This is a genomic window from Blautia marasmi (assembly GCF_900258535.1).
Taxonomy (GTDB): domain Bacteria; phylum Bacillota; class Clostridia; order Lachnospirales; family Lachnospiraceae; genus Blautia; species Blautia hominis.
On record NZ_OIWX01000001.1, the window covers coordinates 5606023 to 5626401 of the forward strand.

Annotated in this window: 18 protein-coding genes and 1 other annotated feature; of the genes, 1 reads left to right on the forward strand and 17 read right to left on the reverse strand. The window is 47.2% G+C overall.

Annotated features, from left to right (window positions below; genetic code table 11):
- Nucleotides 1–160 precede the first annotated feature (160 nt).
- A complete protein-coding gene (locus C6P39_RS24745; protein ID WP_158661687.1) occupies nucleotides 161–1276 on the forward strand; it encodes a ribonuclease H-like domain-containing protein in 1116 nt (371 codons plus the stop codon).
- Between the two features lie 105 nt (nucleotides 1277–1381).
- Here C6P39_RS24745 and rpsA read toward each other — a convergent pair whose 3' ends face one another.
- From rpsA to C6P39_RS24840, 17 genes are all read right to left on the reverse strand, one after another.
- A complete protein-coding gene (rpsA, locus tag C6P39_RS24750) occupies nucleotides 1382–2476 on the reverse strand; it encodes a 30S ribosomal protein S1 (RefSeq protein WP_104805528.1) in 1095 nt (364 codons plus the stop codon).
- Nucleotides 2457–3308, reverse strand: coding sequence for a 4-hydroxy-3-methylbut-2-enyl diphosphate reductase (ispH, locus tag C6P39_RS24755; protein ID WP_095172852.1), 852 nt, complete (start codon nucleotides 3306–3308; stop codon nucleotides 2457–2459). The genes rpsA and ispH overlap by 20 nt, the downstream gene beginning before the upstream one ends.
- A 10-nt stretch (nucleotides 3309–3318) precedes the next feature.
- A complete protein-coding gene (cmk, locus tag C6P39_RS24760) occupies nucleotides 3319–3987 on the reverse strand; it encodes a (d)CMP kinase (protein ID WP_104805529.1) in 669 nt (222 codons plus the stop codon).
- A 24-nt stretch (nucleotides 3988–4011) separates the two neighbouring features.
- Nucleotides 4012–5253 (reverse strand): BaiN/RdsA family NAD(P)/FAD-dependent oxidoreductase, encoded by a 1242-nt coding sequence (locus C6P39_RS24765; RefSeq protein ID WP_095172850.1) that lies wholly within the window; start codon nucleotides 5251–5253, stop codon nucleotides 4012–4014.
- 95 nt (nucleotides 5254–5348) lie between these two features.
- Nucleotides 5349–6272, reverse strand: coding sequence for a MurR/RpiR family transcriptional regulator (locus C6P39_RS24770; protein WP_095173248.1), 924 nt, complete (start codon nucleotides 6270–6272; stop codon nucleotides 5349–5351).
- Nucleotides 6273–6953: 681 nt separating this feature from the next.
- The gene (locus C6P39_RS24780) at nucleotides 6954–8366 is read right to left on the reverse strand and encodes an oxaloacetate decarboxylase subunit alpha (RefSeq protein ID WP_095172848.1); all 1413 of its coding nucleotides are present in this window, start codon (nucleotides 8364–8366) and stop codon (nucleotides 6954–6956) included.
- Between the two features lie 70 nt (nucleotides 8367–8436).
- Nucleotides 8437–9594, reverse strand: coding sequence for a sodium ion-translocating decarboxylase subunit beta (locus tag C6P39_RS24785; protein WP_095172847.1), 1158 nt, complete (start codon nucleotides 9592–9594; stop codon nucleotides 8437–8439).
- Nucleotides 9595–9710: 116 nt separating this feature from the next.
- Complete coding sequence (locus C6P39_RS24790) at nucleotides 9711–10082, reverse strand: biotin/lipoyl-binding carrier protein (RefSeq protein ID WP_095172846.1); 372 nt, start codon at nucleotides 10080–10082, stop codon at nucleotides 9711–9713.
- Nucleotides 10083–10100: 18 nt separating this feature from the next.
- Complete coding sequence (locus tag C6P39_RS24795) at nucleotides 10101–10868, reverse strand: OadG family transporter subunit (RefSeq protein WP_095172845.1); 768 nt, start codon at nucleotides 10866–10868, stop codon at nucleotides 10101–10103.
- Between the two features lie 14 nt (nucleotides 10869–10882).
- A complete protein-coding gene (locus tag C6P39_RS24800) occupies nucleotides 10883–12319 on the reverse strand; it encodes an acyl-CoA carboxylase subunit beta (RefSeq protein ID WP_095172844.1) in 1437 nt (478 codons plus the stop codon).
- A gap of 438 nt (nucleotides 12320–12757) precedes the next feature.
- Complete coding sequence (gene trpA, locus C6P39_RS24810; RefSeq protein ID WP_104805532.1) at nucleotides 12758–13540, reverse strand: tryptophan synthase subunit alpha; 783 nt, start codon at nucleotides 13538–13540, stop codon at nucleotides 12758–12760.
- The gene (trpB, locus tag C6P39_RS24815; protein WP_095172841.1) at nucleotides 13533–14717 is read right to left on the reverse strand and encodes a tryptophan synthase subunit beta; all 1185 of its coding nucleotides are present in this window, start codon (nucleotides 14715–14717) and stop codon (nucleotides 13533–13535) included. Before trpB ends, trpA begins: the two co-directional genes overlap by 8 nt.
- A gap of 34 nt (nucleotides 14718–14751) precedes the next feature.
- On the reverse strand, nucleotides 14752–15372 hold the full coding sequence (locus C6P39_RS24820) for a phosphoribosylanthranilate isomerase (RefSeq protein WP_104805533.1): 621 nt from the start codon (nucleotides 15370–15372) through the stop codon (nucleotides 14752–14754).
- Nucleotides 15362–16159 (reverse strand): indole-3-glycerol phosphate synthase TrpC, encoded by a 798-nt coding sequence (gene trpC / locus C6P39_RS24825; RefSeq protein ID WP_104805534.1) that lies wholly within the window; start codon nucleotides 16157–16159, stop codon nucleotides 15362–15364. The genes C6P39_RS24820 and trpC overlap by 11 nt, the downstream gene beginning before the upstream one ends.
- A gap of 15 nt (nucleotides 16160–16174) precedes the next feature.
- On the reverse strand, nucleotides 16175–17779 hold the full coding sequence (locus C6P39_RS24830) for a bifunctional anthranilate synthase component II/anthranilate phosphoribosyltransferase (protein ID WP_104805535.1): 1605 nt from the start codon (nucleotides 17777–17779) through the stop codon (nucleotides 16175–16177).
- The gene (gene trpE / locus C6P39_RS24835; RefSeq protein WP_104805536.1) at nucleotides 17776–19242 is read right to left on the reverse strand and encodes an anthranilate synthase component I; all 1467 of its coding nucleotides are present in this window, start codon (nucleotides 19240–19242) and stop codon (nucleotides 17776–17778) included. The genes C6P39_RS24830 and trpE overlap by 4 nt, the downstream gene beginning before the upstream one ends.
- A gap of 99 nt (nucleotides 19243–19341) precedes the next feature.
- Nucleotides 19342–19611 (reverse strand) — a binding site (T-box leader).
- Between the two features lie 147 nt (nucleotides 19612–19758).
- On the reverse strand, nucleotides 19759–20250 hold the full coding sequence (locus tag C6P39_RS24840; RefSeq protein ID WP_158661688.1) for a hypothetical protein: 492 nt from the start codon (nucleotides 20248–20250) through the stop codon (nucleotides 19759–19761).
- Between the last annotated feature and the right edge of the window lie 129 nt (nucleotides 20251–20379).

Here is a 20379-nt window from a genome sequence, read left to right on the forward strand (position 1 = left end):
TGTCTCTTCAGGGGCATATTTACTATGCGTGAATCAAAGGATGCCCCATTTGGTATTTATTACGTCTTTATATAATATAACATTATTTTCAAAAAACTGCTACAATGATTTGTCTATTTTTCGTATTATTTTTGATACAATTAGAAAGGTTATTGTTAAAATGCTAACAAACAAGATATTTAATTATCAATTTATGCCAGAATATGCTAAACACTTTCTTCCTGCAGACATCCGGGAAGATGACTTATTATTTTTTGATATTGAAACAACGGGGCTGAGTCATCATAACAGCCGGGTGTATCTGATCGGAGCCGCACTGTGTACAGATGGCAAATGGGAAATGATACAATTTCTCGCACAAAAGGAGAATGAGGAAGAAGAACTTGCCGTGCTGAAAGCCTTTCAGTCGCTGTGCGCCGGGAAAAGCTGTTTTCTGCACTTTAACGGCAGTACCTTTGATCTTCCTTACCTGCAGCACAAATATAGGGGCTATGGGCTCACAGCGCCCTTCACAGATGCCGTATCCGTGGACCTCTACCGCGCGCTTCAGCCTTTCCGCCCGCTTCTTCGGACCGAGAATTTCCGCCAGAGATCCCTGGAACCCCTGTCCGGATACAAAAGAAAGGATACCATGAGCGGAAAGGAACTGATAAAAGTCTACCGCACCTATGCCAAAACAGGCCAGGAACCACTTTTAGACCTTCTGTTTCTTCACAATCATGACGATGTGGAGGGCATGGGCCATCTTCTGGCTTTCGGTTCCCTCCTGGCTCTTTTCCGGGGAGATTTTCAGGTTCCTTCCGTTTGGGAAGTGACAGACAGGACCATGGACGGAAGCCTCCAAAAGGAGATCCTTTTCACATTGAAACTCCCCCTCTCCTTCCCTGTCCCGCTTTCTTTTTCTCTGCCCTGTGCTTACGTCACCGTGGAGAAGGACTGCGGCAAAATGAAAATGCCTCTTTTGGAAGGCACTTTAAAATACTATTATCCTGACTATAAGAATTATTACTATCTTCCTCTGGAGGATGAGGCCGTCCATAAAAGTGTGGGGGTGTATGTGGACCCTGCCTGCCGGGAAAAAGCAAAAGCTTCCAACTGCTGCAAAAAAGTAAGCGGTTATTTTCTCCGAGCCTTTGGCACACCCGGTCTTCCTATTTTTAAATCCTCCTATGGATCTGATGATTCCTATATCCAGTGGACGGACAGCTTTCTCCGAAACCGGGAGATGCAGAAGTCTTTTCTTTACGAATATCTGAAAAGCCAGGCACGTGTCTGACAAAAGGGAAAGAAGACCGGCAGCGAATCTGCTCCGCTGCCGGTCTTTTTATGTTTCAGGACAGAACTTGCACACAGCACTTCCGCCACTCTGAATCCATATCTCTTATTCTTCTGTATCATATGCAGCTTCTTCTCTGTCATCAGAAGCCGGCTCCAGAGCTTTCATGCTCAGGCTGATCTTTTTCTCTTCTCCGTTGAAGTCCACAACTTTAGCTGTAACTATCTGTCCTACGGACAATACGTCAGACGGTTTGTCCACGTGTGCTCTGGAAATCTGGGATACGTGCAGTAATGCATCTACGCCTGGCTCCAGCTCGATAAACGCACCGAAATCTGTCATACGTGCGATTCTGCCCTCTACCACATTGCCTGCCGCATATTTCTCTGCTGCATCCAACCATGGATTCTGATCCTCGAATTTCAGGCTCAGAGCAATCTTGTCGCCATTGATATCTTTGATCAGCACTCTGATCGGCTCACCGGCTTTGAATACCTTTTTCGGGTTTTCCACTCTGCCCCAGGACATCTCAGAGATGTGAAGCAGACCGTCAGCTCCGCCCAGATCAATGAACGCACCGAAATCTGTTACATTTTTGATCGTTCCTTCAACCACATCACCCGGATGGATTCTCTCGAACAGCTCTTTCTGCATTTCGGCTTTTTTAGCCATCAGAAGCTGTTTGCGGTCACCGATGATACGGCGTCTTCTCGGGTTGAACTCTGTGATCACAAATTCAATTTCCTGATCCTGATATTTTGTCAGGTCTTTTTCATAGGAATCGGATACCAGACTTGCTGGGATGAACACTCTTGCCTCATCTAAGACAACACTTAAACCGCCATCCAGAACCTGTGTTACTTTTGCTGTCAGGACTTCTTTATTTTCAAAAGCTTCCTCCAGTCTCTTGTTGCCTTTCTCAGCTGCCAGTCTCTTGTATGTCAAGAGAACCTGTCCTTCGCCGTCGTTGACTTTCAGAACTTTTGCCTCCATGGTGTCTCCTACGGAAACTACAGTAGTCAGGTCAAGATTAGAATCGTTGGAATATTCGTTTCTTGTGATGATACCATCTGCTTTATAGCCAATGTTCAGGATAATTTCATCTTCTTTAACACCGATGATAGTACCTTCGACTACCTCCCCATTTCTGATTGTCTTAAATGATTCGTCTAACATCTGTTCAAAACTTAATTCTGACATGTTTTGAAACCTCCTCAATTATTTTATTTGGGGTTGAAGCCCCTGCTGTAATACCTACACATTGAATGGATTGAAAACTATCAGAATCCAAGTCAGCAAGTGTCTGTATATAGTATGTGTTTTTACATACGCCTTTACATATCTCAAACAGCTTTTGGGTGTTTGAGCTATGTTTGCCTCCTATGACAATCATGGCGTCTACTGTCTTTGCAATCTCTGCCGCTTCTGCCTGTCGCTCATTGGTTGCATTGCAAATCGTATTTAAAACAAGTCTATCATACCTCTTTTTGGCTAAAATTTCAACTAGTTCTTGAAAATTCTTGTAATTAAATGTCGTCTGCGAGACAATACATACATTTTCGTGGCCTTCCCGCAGGAAATTTTCAGCCTCTTCCCTGGTTTTGATGACTGTCGAGGGACCTTCACACCAGCCCCGGATTCCCTCTACTTCCGGATGGTCTTTATTTCCTATAATGACAATATGGCGTCCCGCACGGCTTTCCCGTTCCACGATCCTGTGGATCTTCAGCACAAAGGGACAGGTTACATCCACATAGTCCAGCCCTTTTTCCTGAAGCAGCTCGTAAATCTTCCTCGGCACCCCGTGGGAACGGATGATGACAGTTCCTTCAGCAAGAGCCTTAAGCTCCTCCTCACTGTTCAGGACCGATACACCTTTCTTTTCCAAATCTCCCACCACTTCCTCATTGTGAATGATAGGCCCGTAGGTATATACACCGGCTTGTTTCTCTCCTGCAACCTCATATACTTTTTCCACTGCCCGCTTCACGCCGAAGCAGAAGCCGGCGCTTTTGGCTGTCTTTACTTCCATAGCAGCTCCTTCAGCTTTTTTTATTCTTACAGATCTCCATCATGGCATCCAGGACTTCCTCAATGGTCAGATCAGAGGAATCCAAAAGGACAGCGTCCGCCGCCCTCTTCAAAGGCGAAATTTCCCGGTTCATGTCCTGATGATCCCGCTTCTCAATATCCTCCTCTATCCTGGCCAAATCTGCCTCCATACCCTTTTCCAGATACTCCTTATAGCGTCTGACCGCCCTTGTGTGGACACTGGCTGTGAGATATATTTTAACATCTGCCTTCGGCAGCACGCAGGTACCAATATCCCTGCCGTCCATAACCACATCGGTCCTGGCTGCAAGCTGTCTCTGAAGCTCCACCAGCTTCTCCCTGACTTTGCCGTTCTGTGCGCTTGCGGAGGCCATATTGCCCACCTCCTCGCTCCGTATCAGGCTGCTTACATCCTCACCGTTTAAAAGTACCTTCTGGACACCGCCCTCATGTACAAGGGAGATATCCGCACGCTCACAGGCTTTTTCAATCCCGCTCACATCCTCCGCGGATATGCCCTCCCTCAGCAGATAAAGCGCCATCGCGCGGTACATGGCTCCCGTATCCACATAGATGTAGGAAAGCCTCTTTGCAAACGCTTTGGCTATGGTGCTTTTTCCGGCACCTGCCGGACCGTCAATCGCAATATTAAATGCCATCTTGTTTCTGTCTCCTTTGTACCATTATTCTTTGCTCTCATTTATGGACGAAGCCGCCGCGAAAGCCGTAGACCAGGCGATCTGCAGATTAAATCCACCGGTGACCGCATCCAAATCCAGAACTTCTCCGATAAAATAGAGGCCCCGGACTTTTTTAGACTCCATGGTACCGGGCTGGATCTCCCCGGTCTTCACACCGCCCTGGGTAATAATTGCCTCCTTAAAATCCCGGGTACCGGTGATCGTAAGGGGAAATTCCTTGATCAGGGAAACGAAATGCTGCCTCTCCTCCCTGGTTATCTCATTGACCTTCTTCTCCAAAGGAATTCCGGAGAGCTCCAGCATGACCGGCTCCATCTTCGCAGGGAACAGACCTCCCACAGAGTTCTTAAACTGCCGGTTCCTGTTCTCCTCAAAATCCCGCAGGATCCTGCCATCCAGCTGTTCCCCGGAAAGGGCTGCCTTCACATCAATATATCCCTGCAGTTCCTTTTTCTTTAACCTTTTTGCTATCTTTGAGCTGGCAGTCAGCACCAAAGGCCCTGATATACCAAAGTGTGTAAAAAGAAGCTCTCCGAACTCATCATAGAGCACCTTCTTCCCATCCTTCACAGTAAAGCGCACATTTTTAAGGGCCAGTCCCTGCATCCGGCTTACATACGCCTCCCTGACCTCCAGAGGCACCAGGGCCGGAAGAATCTCCGTCACCGTATGTCCCGCCTCTTTTGCCAAGCGGTAGCCGTCCCCGGTGGAACCTGTGGCCTGATAAGAAAATCCTCCGCAGGCCACGATCACCTTATCTCCGGATATCTCCACTCCATCTGCCAGCCGGATCCCCGCCGCACAGCCATCCTCCAGAAGCAGCTCCTTTACCTCCGTATGCAGATGTACCTTCACACCCGCTGTACGCATCCTTTGCTCCAATGCCCTGATCACATCAGAGGAGTGGTCAGATACCGGGAACACACGGTTTCCTCTCTCTGTTTTGAGCTTAACACCCATGGAGGAAAAAAACGCCATCACATCCTGGCTGGTACATCCGTAATAAGCGCTGTACAAAAATTTCGGATTGGAAACCACCGATTCAAAAAACGTCTCCGGATCACAGTCATTCGTCACATTACAGCGACCTTTTCCCGTGATAAAAAGCTTCTTGCCCAATTTTTCATTTTTTTCAAACACATGCACCTGATGTCCCTTCTCAGCCAGAAACACAGATGCGAACATGCCGGCAGCCCCGCCGCCGATAATGATTATTTTTGCCATTGCAGGCTCCTTTATTCGCGTAATCTAATCGCTGCTGTCCACTCCGTGTACAGCAGCACGCTTCGCCCGGGACAGTGGCGTGCGAACCGTAACCTCTAATCCTCCATGCCGACCGGATTTTTCAGTTCAATATCCTGTCCGTCCGCCATATTGATCTCGTCATTATTATAAACCTGATATTCATCCCAGATTTTCTCCAAATCCTCCAAAGTTGCTACCACTTCTTTCTGCTTGCGCATACACAGTGCCACCACCAGCGCATTGATCACGCTCAAAGGTGCCACCAGGGAATCCACAATAGAAGCCATGTCACTTCTGGCTATCAGATTACAGGAAGAATACAGATTCATAGGAGAATGTATACTGTCAGTCAGGGTGATCACCTTAGCACTTCTGTTATTGGCAAATTCCAGCGCCTTCAAAGTCCGCATGGAATATCTGGGAAAACTGATCCCGATAATAACATCATCCCCACTGATATGGATCATCTGCTCAAACAGCTCGCTGGAGCTGTTCGTATGCATCAGATGTACATGATCAAACAAAAGATTAAAATAAAAACCCAGAAAACTTGCCAGAGGAGCACAGCTTCGTATCCCAACAATATAGATACTCTTCGCCTTCAAAATAGTCTCCACAGCCAGTTCAAAGGCACCGTGGTCAATATGCTCCATGGTCAGTTTAATCTTATCAATATCTGAATGCAGCACCGTATCCAAAATCTCCGACTGAGGAACCCTGCCATAAGTCACTTCCATTCTCTGGATCGAATTCAGTTTATTCCTCACCAGTTCCTCCAAAGCCTTCTGAAACTCCGGATACCCTTTATACCCCAGATGGATAGCAAAACGCACCACCGTAGACTCACTGACCCCAACCGTCTCCCCCAGCTTAGCAGCCGTCAGAAAAGCGGCCTTATCATAATTATCATTAATATAAGTAGCCAGTTTCTTCTGCCCCTTGCTGAAACTCTGGTACTGCTTATTCATCTTACTGAGTAAATTCTCCGCATTACCCATGTCTGTCCTCTCTTCAAAACATACCCCAAGGTATTTGATCACCGTCATTCACAAGCCCCTAAACAAGCCCTCAAAAACAACAGCCTTCCGTAACATATAGACAAATTCTGCCCACACATGGGTTATAATACCACAAATCCAAAAATTTTTCACTAAAAAATTTCAACCGGCCCTTTCACCACAAGAGCACAAGTCACTGTACACTCCGTATCCAGTAACACGCTTCGCGATGCACATATATGGAGCATTCTGCCCCATATCGCGCTGGCCGCCTCGGGATTTTCATGCTTTCAGCATGAAAACGCCTCCCTGATTACCTGCCATAAAACACCAAAAGAACATATAGAAAACATACAATTCCATATATTATCTCTATCACTACCGCAGAACAGCCAAAAACAGGAAGCAAAGGAGGGCGAGCCGGGGGAGGCCATATGCCTGTGAACGATGTCTCAGAGGAGCGTCAGGGAGATCCACCTGCCCCAGTCACTTAATGAAGAGGCCTCTGCCGATGAATTTAGTGAATGGGAGCAGGTTAGCTCCCTGGCAGCGGAACGTTTCGTTCACAGGCATATGGCCTCCCCCGACTCGCCCTCCTTTGCTTCCGTCCCACTTGCCAAAAAAAGAAAAAGGCAAAGGCCCCGCTCATCACGACACCTTCGCCCTTCCATTTTCAAAACATCAAACAGGATAAGCCCCATTCTCCGTATCCGCAACCTTCGGGTCCACCTTCGTCTTCTGTGCTTCTCTATACTTGAAGAACTCGGTAGCCACCTGCGGGAATAATGCATAAGACAATACGTCCTCTTCCTGTTCGGACCACTGTGCCATTTCACTTCTTAAAGTATCCAGTTCGTCCGGGATCAAATCAGCCGGACGGCAGGTGATCGGCTCTGTATCACCGATACACTTCTTCTGTACTTCAGGATCGAACGGTTTAACCGTAGCACCGTATTTTCCGCTGAGAACGTCCTTTGTCTCTTTTGTGACCATTTTATAGCGCTCGCCCATGATCACGTTGAACACAGCCTGTGTACCAACGATCTGAGAGGACGGAGTAACCAGAGGCGGCTCGCCCAGGTCTTTACGCACTCTCGGCACCTCTTCCAGAACATCGTAGAATTTATCTTCTGCGTGCTGTTCCTTCAACTGGCTGGTCAGGTTGGAGAGCATGCCGCCCGGTACCTGATACAGCAGAGTTTTAATATTAACGCCCAGGTTCTTAGGATTCAGCAGGCCGCTTTCCAGTGCCTCGTCACGGATTGGACGGAAATAGTCAGCGATCTCTGCCAGAAGATTCTGGTCAAAGCCTGTGTCGTAAGGTGTTCCTTTAAAGGTTTCAACCATAACCTCGGTAGCCGGCTGGGATGTTCCCAGGGCAAAGGGAGACATAGCTGTATCAAGTACATCCACGCCTGCCTCTACAGCTTTTAAATAGGTCATGGAAGCCACGCCTGATGTGTAGTGTGTATGAAGCTGGATTGGAATATCAACAGCCTCTTTCAGCGCTGTCACCAGCTCTGTTGCTTTATAAGGCACAAGCAGACCAGCCATATCCTTGATACAGATAGAATTTGCACCCATATCCTCGACTTTTTTAGCCATGTCAACCCAATAATCCATTGTATAGGCATCTCCTAAGGTATAAGATAATGCAACCTGTGCATGTCCCTTTTCTTTGTTGGATGCTTTTACGGCTGTCTGCAGGTTTCTCAGGTCATTCAGACAGTCAAAGATACGGATGATGTCAATACCGTTTGCAATCGATTTCTGCACGAAATACTCTACCACATCATCTGCGTAAGGACGGTATCCCAGGATATTCTGTCCACGGAATAACATCTGCAGTTTTGTATTTTTAAAGCCGTCACGGAATTTACGCAGTCTGTCCCAGGGATCTTCTTTTAAGAAACGCAGGGATGCATCAAAGGTGGCACCACCCCAGCACTCTACGGAATGGTAACCGACTTTATCCAGTTTATCTACGATCGGCAGCATCTGCTCTGTGGTCATTCTGGTTGCAATCAGAGACTGATGCGCATCACGTAAGATCGTTTCAGTAATCTTAATAGGTTTTTTTACTACCTCTGCCATCTTGTTTTCCTCCTAAAATGTTATTTCAACCCATATAACTCATGACAATAGAAAGTCTGCTTTCTATATATTAAACACCGAAGATTGCCATGAAGGTACCAGCAGCTACCGCAGTACCGATAACACCTGCAACGTTCGGGCCCATTGCATGCATCAGCAGGAAGTTAGTCGGGTCTGCCTCAGCACCAACTTTCTGGGATACACGGGCTGCCATAGGAACAGCAGATACACCGGCAGAACCGATCAACGGGTTGATCTTGCCGCCGGACAGTTTGCACATTAACTTACCGAGAAGCACGCCGCCTGCAGTACCGACTGCGAATGCAACCAGACCTAAAACAACGATTTTCAGAGTATCCAGTTTCAGGAATGCCTCAGCGCTTGTGGAAGCACCTACGGAAGTTCCCAGTAAGATAACTACAATATACATAAGGGCATTGGAAGCTGTCTCGCTCAACTGTTTTACAACACCTGATTCACGGAACAGGTTACCAAGCATTAACATACCAACCAGCGGAGCTGTTGTAGGAAGGATCAGACAAACAACAACGGTGATGATAATCGGGAACAGGATCTTTTCCAGTTTGGAAACCGGACGGAGCTGTTCCATTTTGATCTTTCTTTCCTTCTCAGTTGTGAGAAGTTTCATGATCGGCGGCTGGATGATCGGAACCAGGGACATATAGGAATATGCCGCCACCGCAATGGGTCCCATCAGGACTGTCTGTCCAAGCTTACCTGCCAGGAAGATGGAAGTCGGGCCGTCAGCACCACCGATAATGGAGATAGCAGCTGCTGCCTTTCCGTTGAATCCCATAAAGATTGCCAGGAAGTATGCCATATAGATACCAAGCTGTGCTGCTGCACCCATAAGAAAGCTCTTGGGGTTTGCGATCAGCGGACCAAAGTCTGTCATGGCACCAACGCCCATGAAAATCAGGGACGGAAGAATACTCCATTCATCCATCAGATAAAAATAGTGAAGAAGTCCACCTGCATGCTCGATTCCTGCTGCATCCGTGTATGGCTGCGCCATAATATCAGGATAGATATTAACCAACAGCATACCGAAGGCAATCGGCACCAGAAGAAGCGGTTCAAATCCTTTTTTAATTGCCAGGAAAAGAAAAACAAAGGCAACTAAAATCATAAGGTAATTTCCCCATGTCAGATTGAAAAACGCTGTCTGGTGGAGCAGGTTAGACAGTGTATCTGTAACGTTAGACATTATATTACCTCCCATTGTTCGTATTCGTGACAATAGAAAGTTTTCGATTTGTGCTTTCTATTGTATCAGCAAGATTTATCTCTTAGCTGTCGGGAATTTACAAATGTTTGTAAATTCTAGTTCATGGATGCCAGTGTATCGCCGTTTTCTACGGAGTCACCAACTGCCACGTCAATACTTGCAATGGTACCGTCCTGCGGAGCAACAACCGGAATTTCCATTTTCATGGCTTCCAGGATGATGATGTTGTCACCGGCTTTTACTGCCTGTCCAACATTTGCTTCCACTTTGAATACTTTACCCGGAACAGATGCGGTAACTGCCACTGCGCCTGCTGCAGATGCTGCAGGTTTTGCTGCCGGAGCGGCTTTTGGTGCTGCCTTAGGAGCAGCCTTCGGAGCTGCCACAGGTGCTGCTGCGTTTCCTGCGCCCTCTTCTACTGTTACATCATATGCAACGCCATTAACTGTAATTGTATAAGATTTCATAACCATTTCCTCCTGTGATTAGGCTCTCTGCCAATTTCTTTTTGTTGATTTTCTGATGGAACGAACTACAAAACTGTCTGTAGATGTATTTTCAGATGCCGCGATGGCCGCTGCAATGACTGCGATCAGCTCACCGTCATCCACAACCTCTTCCTCCACTGCTTCCGGAATAACAGGAGCAGCCGGGGCAGCCGGAACGCGAACCTCTTCCGGAGCAGCTTTCTTCTTGCCAAAGGACTCCACAAAGCCCGGAATGTATTTCATTAAGGAAATAACAAAGCAAAGGAAAACCAGCATTACAAAAACAGTACCAACGCCCAGAAGCGTATTCTGTCCTGCCTGTGTCATCTTTTCACCCATTGAATATTGTGGGTCAATGGTCACACTGAGCGGATTGCCGTTTTTATCCAGAGTAAAGATACATACTGCGTCGCGGTTCTCAAATTTACATGACAGTGTCAGCATATAGCTGCCGTCTTTGATCTCCACCTCGCCTTTGTTCGTCTCAACATATGCTCCCAGATCTTCGCCGGCTCCCTCCCATGCACTGGCTGCAGAGGCGCTGAATGCATCATCGCCTTCCATCAGTCCTGCAATGGATTCCTCATCCAGATCCGCAATGTTGCCGACAACGCTGCCAAAGCTCTCCACCAGGGAGTCAACGGTTGCATCGTCCAGCTCTTTTAAACCGCCTGTGGAGTCTTTACTGCTTCCGCAGGCTGTCATAGCCAGCGCGCAGACTCCGATCAGGATCAAACCAATTAATTTTTTCCATTTCTGCTTCATATGCTTCACCTCGCCTAAACCGTGCCGTGTTTCTTACTGGGACGATCTTCTCTCTTTGTGAATAACATTTCAAAAGCACCAATCACATATTTTCTGGTATCTTCTGCCTCGATGATGGCATCCACATAACCTCTCTTGGCAGCAGCCATTGCGCTTGACTGTAAGTCGGCATACTCAGCAGCTTTTTCATTGATGGTGGCAGCATCGCTGTCCGCATACATGATCTTAGCGGCAAGACGCGCGTCCATCATACCGATCTGAGCGCCGGGCCATGCGTATACCATGTCAGCTCCCGTGGATTTGCTGTTCATTGCCAGATATGCACTTCCGAAGGCCTCACCGATCACGATGTTCACTTTCGGTACGGTTGCATTTGTAAATGCGTAAGTAAGCTGTGCGGCAGCTTTAGCGATATTTGCCTCTGCGCACTTTGTTGCTTTGTAGCCTTTTACATTTGTCAGGGACAGTACCGGAATTTCAAAAGCGTCGCAGAATTTAACGAAGTCTGCCGCTTTCTTACATCCTCTTACAGAGAGTACATTGTCAAAGGACTCTGTCTTCTCGCCTTCATCGTTGTAAACTTCGCTTCTGTTGGCAACGCAGCCCACCGAAGCACCGTTCAGACGGATAAAGCCTGTCACCATATCTTTTGCATAAGCGGCTTTCACTTCAAAGAACTCATTATTGTCCGCGATCTGGGAAAGTGCGATCGCAGTATCGCCTACACAATTTTCCAGTTCCGGGCATACACGGTTTAAGTCATCCGCGCAGTCTTCGTAAGAAGAGTTGTCTTCGTAGTTGGAAGGCAGCATGGATACCAGCAGTCTCATCTGTGCAAGGATTTCATCCTCACTTCCCAGTACATCCACCAGGCCAGCCTCTTCGCTCTGGTATTTTGCACTGGATGTATCACATTTGGAAATTTCATTTCCCTCTAAAGCGTTGGGGGAGTTTACAAACAGCTTACCGGACTTCTCTTCCATGAAGGTGAAATCGGTAAGAGCCGGAACGATTGCAAGACCGCCGCCGCAGGTTCCGAAGATACCTGTGATCTGGGGGATCACACCGGATGCCATAACCTGCTTGGTGTAAATTTCACCAAAAGCATGCAGAGCATCTGTAGCTTCCTGCAGTCTCAAACCTGCACAGTCCACAAGTCCGATAACCGGAGCGCCTGTCTTCATTGCCAGATCGTAAAGTCTGACAATCTTTTTGGCATGCATTTCACCGATGGTTCCGTTCAGAACGGAAGCGTCCTGGCTGTACACATACACCAGGCTGCCGTCGATGACACCATAACCGGTGATGACACCGTCTGCCGGTGTTTCCTTTTCAGATAAGTTGAAATCTGTGTTTCTTGCTGTGACACAGCCGCCGATCTCAACAAAACTGTTCTCATCAAGTAAAGAAGCAATTCTCTTACTTGCCAAGCTTTGTGCTGTATTACTCATTTATCAGCCCTCCATTTTTTATTATTTACCTGGATTCTGCACGAAAAATCTGCGTGATAATCCGGTTTTCATGCAGAAATCGCCTCCTGGTTTTACTTTGTTGAGTTAAAAGACAAAACCAATTTCTGCCGATTTTAATTGTACCTTGTTTCCGGGGATTTTTCAACAAAAATTTGTGAAATATTTAATTATTATGAATGTTTTTTATAACCGTTCAGACAGGTCTGCGCATTTACTGCGCTGACCGTATGAAAAAGCAGTGCCAGCTTTATCCGGCCCATGGTGAAGCGATTTTTTATAGCTGGATGTGTAACGGTTCAGCATGTCTGAACTGTTACTGTTTTTTGTCATACTTGCATAGTGCCCGGCAGCAATACTCTGCCATCCGAAATTTTCTGCACAAAAATGGAGGATGGAATTGCCCATCCTCCGCTGTATTCAGCCATTGGCCCGGTCCACGGCAGCCTTCATCTCTTTTACATACTCCGCTACATGCGGCACACAATCTTTTCCATATTTTGCCACAATTTTAACAATTGCAGACCCCACAATAGCTCCGTCCGAAACTTTTGCCATATCATATGCCTGCTGAGGAGTGGATATACCAAAACCCACAGCGCAGGGCACATCTGTTGCCTGCCGCACCAATTCCACCATGGAGCCGATATCTGTCTTGATCTCGCTCCTCACACCGGTAACGCCCAGGGAGGAGACGCAGTAGATATAGCCCTTTGCCTCCTTTGCGATCATGGTGATACGCGCATTTGATGTGGGTGCTATCAGAGGGATAATATCAATCCCAAATGCGTCACAGGCTGGTGCCAGCTCCTGTTTTTCCTCATAAGGCATATCCGGAACAATAATGCCGTCAACACCACACTCCACACATTTTTTCATAAAGCGTTCCTTGCCATAAGTAAAAATAGGATTCACATAAGTGAGAAATACAATGGGTACTGTGACTTTATTTCTTGCTCTTTTTATCATATCAAATAATTTATCTGTGGTACAGCCCGCTTTCAGTGCCCTCTCATTTGCCTCCTGGATTACGGGGCCTTCTGCTGTAGGGTCGGAAAAAGGTATGCCTATTTCGATCAGATCTGCCCCTGCCTCCTCCATAGCGTACAGAAGCTGTTCTGTCACCTCAAGTGTTGGGTCTCCGCCTGTGATAAATGGAATAAATGCCTTTTTGTTTTCAAACGCCTGATATATTTTACTCATAAATCTCCACTCCTCTGTACCGTGCAATGGCAGCCACGTCCTTATCGCCTCTGCCTGAAATATTTACCACAATGATCTTGTCCTTATCCATAGCCGGAGCCAGCTTTCTGGCATATGCCACTGCATGGGCACTTTCGATGGCCGGGATGATCCCCTCAGTTCTTGAAAGATATTCAAATGCCTCCACTGCCTCCATATCTGTAATGGGCACATAGTTTGCCCTGCCGGTTTCATTTAAGTTGGCATGTTCCGGTCCGATCCCCGGATAGTCAAGACCTGCCGAGATGGAGTACACCGGGGCGATCTGCCCGTACTCATCCTGGCAGAACAGGGATTTCATGCCATGGAAGACACCCTCTGTCCCTTTGGCTATGGTAGCTGCATGTTTCTCTGTATCCACACCGAGGCCTGCCGCTTCACATCCGATAAGCTGTACCTGCTCATCCGGGATAAATTCATAAAACGCGCCCATGGCATTGCTGCCGCCGCCCACACAGGCGATCACGGCATCCGGGAGTCTGCCCTCTTTTTCCTGCAGCTGCTCTTTGATCTCCTTACCGATGATCTTCTGGAAATCACGCACGATCATAGGGAAGGGATGGGGTCCCATAACAGAGCCGAGTACATACAGGGTGTCATCCATCCTTCTGGTCCACTCCCGCATGGTTTCATTGACGGCATCCTTAAGCGTGGCTGTTCCGCTGTCCACAGGATGTACTTTTGCCCCCAAAAGCTCCATGCGGTATACATTCAGCGCCTGGCGGTCCGTGTCCTCCCGTCCCATGAAGACCTCACATTCAAGTCCCATAAGCGCGGCTGCCGTGGCAGTGGCCACACCGTGCTGACCGGCGCCTGTCTCGGCAATGACTCTTGTTTTGCCCATTTTTTTTGCCAGAAGCACCTGGCCCAGAACATTGTTGATCTTGTGAGAGCCGGTATGGTTCAGATCCTCACGTTTCAGATATATTTTGGCTCCGCCCAGATCATTTGTCATTTTCTCCGCGTAATACAGCAGGGACGGACGGCCTGCGTAACTTTTCAGCAGATCGTCCAGCTCTCTGTTAAACTCCGGGTCCTTGCTGTATTTCTTATATGCTTCTTCCAGCTCCTGCACGGCACTCATCAGTGTCTCCGGAATATACTGTCCTCCATAATTTCCAAATCTTCCTTTACTCATGCTTTTCATCCTCTTCCTTAAAAATCCATTGGTTTTACCGCTTCTCTTCCCGCACTGCCTGAATAAAAGCCTTTACTTTATCTGTGTCTTTATATCCATCTGTCTCCACCGCACTGCTCACATCCGCAGCAAATGCACCGCTGATTTCCAGTGCTTGCCGTACATTTTCAGCATTCAGACCGCCGGCCAGAAAAAATGGCTTGGAAAGCCCGGGGATCAAAGACAGGTCAAAACGCTTTCCGCTTCCTCCGTACTGTCCTTTTGTATATGTATCAAGGAGCAGATGATCACAGGGTAGTTTTTCCGCCTGAAGGATCTGTTCCCGGCTCTGTACACGGACGGCTTTTATCACCGGTCTGCCAGTGAGTTTTTTCAGGCTGCAGATATATGCCTCATCCTCATCACCGTGGAGCTGGATCATATCAATGATCCCCTTCTCGGCAATGCGGGCTGCCTGTACAACGGGCGCATTTACAAAGACACCAACTGCTAAAATCCCATCTGCAAGCTCCGCTTTGAGGGCCTCTGCCTCTTCTTCCGTGACCTGACGGCTGCTTTCCGCAAAGACAAATCCCACATAATCCGGCTCATACAAATTGGCCATTTCTATATCCCGGGGCCGTCTGAGGCCGCAGATTTTCACTTTACTGCTCATAGGATGTTTCTTCTCCTTTTAAGTAAGCGAGCATTTTTTTCTTGTCCTTGCTCTTCATAAGTGTCTCGCCGATCAGCACGGCATTCACTTTATTTTCCTTTAAACGTGCAATGTCCTCAGGTCCTTTTATACCGCTCTCCGCCACGAACAAGACTTCTTTCGGTGCCAGAGCGCGAAGCCTTGTGCTGTTTCCCACATCAACACTGAAATCTCTCAGATTCCGATTATTGACTCCGATGACCCTGGCCCCTGCCCACACGGCATGGGAGATTTCTTTCTCATCATGGGTTTCCACCAGAGCGGAGATCCCCAGGGTGTCACACACCTGAATATAACGTTTCAGGAGTACCGGTTCGATGAGAGAACAGATAAGGAGCACAGCGCCGGCACCCAAAGTCTTTGCCTCATATATCTGGTATTCCTCCACAACAAAATCTTTTCTGAGGACTGGGATCTTAACATTTTTTGCGATCTCCTCCAGATAGCTGTCACAGCCCAGAAAGTATTTCGGTTCCGTCAGACAGGAGATGGCATCTGCTCCTGCTGCTTCGTATTCCTTCGCAATGTCCAGATACGGAAACTCCTGCGCAATGATCCCTTTTGAGGGGGATGCTTTTTTGACTTCACAGATAAAGGAAAGCCCGTCTTTCGCCAACGCTTTTTCAAATGGAAACCCTGTTTCCGTTTCCATCTTATACGCCGTTTTTTTCACTGTTTGGAGAGGGACTTTTTTCTTCTGCTGGGTTACACGAATCTCTGTATCTCTTGCTATCTGTTCCAGAATCATTTTGAATCTCCTCTCTTACTGTTCTCTTGTAGCCTTCACAAATTCATCAAATTTTGCCTGGGCTTTACCACTCTCTATCAATTCCCGCGCCATATCAATGCCCTCCTGAAGAGTAATGCCGTCAATCCCGAGATACAGGCTCATACCTGCATTTAGAAGGACCACATCACGTTTTGGCCCTGTCTCGCGTCCTGAAAGGATGTCTCTGGTTATCTGCGCATTATCAGCAGGGGAACCGCCCACCAGCTCGGCAAGTTCACACCGTTCCATTCCAAACTGTTCCGGCGAGATGGTGTAGCAGGTGGTCTCTCCGAAACGTATTTCGCAGACAGTGGTTTCTCCGGTCAGGGTGATCTCATCCAGACCGTCTTCACCGCACACAGCCACACCTCTGGTCACACCCAGGTTGCCCAGCACCTTCGCCAAAGGCTCCACCAGGTTTTTGTCGTATACGCCCAGAAGCTGCATGGTAGCTGCTGCCGGATTGGACAGGGGGCCTAAAATATTAAACACAGTGCGGACACCCATCTCTTTTCTGACCGGGGCAGCGTACTTCATGGAAGAATGATAAACAGGGGCAAACATAAAGCACATGCCTGTCTTGTTTAGAATGGTTTCATTTTGCTTTGCGTCCAGAGCCACATTGGCTCCCAGGTTTTCCAACACGTCAGCAGCACCACTCTTGCTGGATACGCTGCGGTTTCCGTGTTTCGCCACCGGCACGCCGCCTGCCGCAACCACAAAGGCGGCTGTGGTGGAAATATTAAAGGTTCCTGCCTCGTCTCCGCCTGTTCCCACAATATCTATGACTTCTCTCTCCGGTTTTATCTTAATTCCTTTTTCCCGCATCACCTCAGCAAATGCTGTGATCTCATCTATGCTCTCGCCCTGCATACGCAGTGCTGCTAAAAATGCTCCCATCTGAGCCTGTGTGGCAATGCCGTCCATCATTTCATGCATGACTGCCTTTGCCACTTCATAGCTTAAATCCTTACCGTCCATCAGTGTGTGAATTGCTTCTTTGATCATGATCTTGTCTCCTCTTTTAGCTTTTATATTCAAAAAATTTTCCAATATGCTTTTTCCCTGTGGTGTAAGAATGGATTCCGGATGAAACTGCAGTCCATACACCGGATATTCCCTGTGGCCCACGGCCATGATTTCACCGTTTTCCACGTCTGTTGACAATATCTGCAGACATTCGGGAATGGTGCCATCCTCCGCAATGAGGGAGTGGTATCTGGCTGCGTCTATTTCCTCCTCCATCCCCGCAAAGATGGGGCTTTCTGTCTGAATGTGCACCCTGCTTTTTTTGCCGTGCATCAGATGCCTGGCGTGGCTGATTTTTGCGCCGTACACCTCACAGACTGCCTGATGCCCCAGGCAGACACCCAGAATGGGGACTTTCCCCTGCAGTTTTTGAATCACTGCCTCGCACACGCCTGCATCTTTGGGATATCCCGGACCTGGTGAGAGGATGATGTGGGAAGGATGTAATCCTTCAATCTCCTCCGGTGTCATCTCATCATTTCGGATAACACGGATATCCGGATTGATGGTACCTATCATCTGCACTAAGTTGTATGTAAAACTGTCGTAATTATCAATCAGTAATATCATAACTCATCCACCTCCCCTGCATTTTTAATGGCCTGCATAACCGCAGCTGCTTTGTTTGCTGATTCTTCATACTCCAAATCCGGTACGCTGTCCGCAACGATCCCGCCGCCTGCCTGCACATAGACCTTTCCATCTTTTTTCACTGCCATGCGGATGGCAATGCAGGTATCCAGGTTACCGGCAAAATCCAGGTAACCGATAGCGCCGCCGTAGACGCCCCGCTCTGTACTCTCCAGCTCCTCAATGATTTCGCAGGCTCTGATCTTCGGTGCGCCGGAAAGGGTTCCCGCCGGGAGCACCGCCTCAACGGCATCAAGTGCGTCCTTATCCTGCCCGATGGAACCTTCCACCTGGGAGCAAATGTGCATGATTTTGGAATAACGGTGGATCATCATATATTTTGTCACTTCCACAGAACCAAACCTGCTGATACGGCCCAGGTCGTTTCTTCCCAGATCCACCAGCATATTATGTTCTGACAATTCCTTTTCATCCTGCAGAAGGTCATGTTCCAGAGCTTCATCTTCCTCCGCGTCTTTTCCTCTCGGTCTGGAACCGGCTACCGGAAACGTAGTCAGTCTGCCGTCCTGCAGGCGGACCAGTGTCTCCGGAGAGGTACTCATCAGTTCCTCCTCATCAAAATGGAGGTACACCATATACGGGGACGGGTTGGTTGTGCGCAGAACTCTGTAGGCATTTAAGAGGCTTCCTTTCATAGGGCTGGTAAACTGTCTGGAGATAACTGCCTGAAAAATATCCCCGTCTCTTATATATTCCTTTGTCTTCTCCACAATGCTGCAATATTCTTCTCTGCTCACGTTACAGGTGAAATGGATCTGTTCCGGCTCAGCATCGGCAGCAGGTACCGGTGCACTTTTGATCAGTCCAGCTATCCTGGCTATCTCCGCTGTGGCCTCCCCGTAATTCTCCATCACTTTATCAGTCCGCATATTCACAATGATGCATATTTTTTGTTTCAAATGGTCATAGGCAATAACTTTATCAAAAAGCATCACGTCATAATCCGGGAATGTTCCCTTTTTAATATTGAGTACCGGTTCTGCGTAGCCGATCATGGAATATGCAAAATATCCGACAAACCCGCCTGTAAACGGGGGCATACCGGAAAGTCTCGGCGATTTATAGTCCTTCATGATTTCCCTCAGCACGTTTAAAGGCTTTGCTGTTTCCACGGTCTCTGTATTTCCCTGCTTTTCTATATATACTTTGCCGGCCCTGCAGGTCACCCGCATGACCGGATCATATCCCAGGAAGGAATATCTTCCCCAGGTTTCTCCGCCCTCTATACTCTCCAGAAGATAATATCTTTTGGATAACCCTGTAAGCTTGCGAAGCAGGGTGATCGGTGTTGTAACATCCGCATAGATTTCCCTGCATACAGGTACAATGGAATATTTCTCTGCAAGTTTCAGGATTGTGTTGCAGTCTGGTGTGATCGTCATGTTTTTCCTCCTTTTCCAAAGAGCGGCTGCAATAGGAAACGCGCTTTGCGAACATTCTATTGCCATAAATAAAAAAGCTCTTGCCCCATCAGATTTCTCCAATGGGACAAGAGCTGTATCATTTCAACTCCTGCGGTACCACCCACATTGCCCATATACGCATTGTAATATGAGCCGCTCTTTCATGTACTATCATACACTGCTCCTTGATAACGGATAAGCTCCCCGTCAGCGTCTACTCCCTTCCCGGAAGGTTTCAAGCTGCCCTCACAAGTCCATTCAGCGAAAACTCTTACTGCCGTATTTCCACCAACAACGGCTCTCTGGGAATAAATATTTTCACTTACTCTTCTTGTTCATCGGTTTAAAGTGTTAATCAATTCAACTTTTTCTCAATTATAATGCTATGAATTTTATTTGTCAAGAGGGATTTAAAATTTTCTCTGAAGAGCAGAGACAACGGGCAGCATCTCATAGACAAATGACATACTGCCCGCTAAGACGTGTGAATTTATATTATGCCAAATGCTTGCTCCCGTCCGCCGCATGGCGGTCCAGGATTTCATGTACTCGTTCAACCTCACCTAAAATAGCGTCGTCCATATTCTTTAGTTCTTTGTATATGTAAGAAATACGGCGGTCTGCGCGTTTCTGAGCTGCTTTGATACTGGTAATATCTTCTTTTAAACCATTGACATCTTCTTTTAATCCAATGACATCTTCTTTTAAACCACTGACATCTTTCTTTAAACCACTGACATCTTCCTTTAAACCACTGACATCTTCCTTTAAACCACTGACATCTTTCTTTAAACCACTGACATCTTTCTTTAAACCACTGACATCTTCCTTTAAACCACTGACATCTTCCTTTAAACCAATAACATCTTCTTTTAAACCACTGACATCTTCTTTTAATATGGCGATTTCCTCTTTCATGAAATCAGTATTATTTTTTATTAAGGTTAATTCTTGAAATATTAGTTCTAATAGTTGATTTTCTCTCATATTTTTTCTGACCTTTCTTGTATTCAAAGTATATCATATTACGCTGATAAAATCCATTTATATTACAAAAAATAGTGCATATTTTTACATGTTATATTTTGTTAATTCTGCTAAAAATATTGCTTTCGC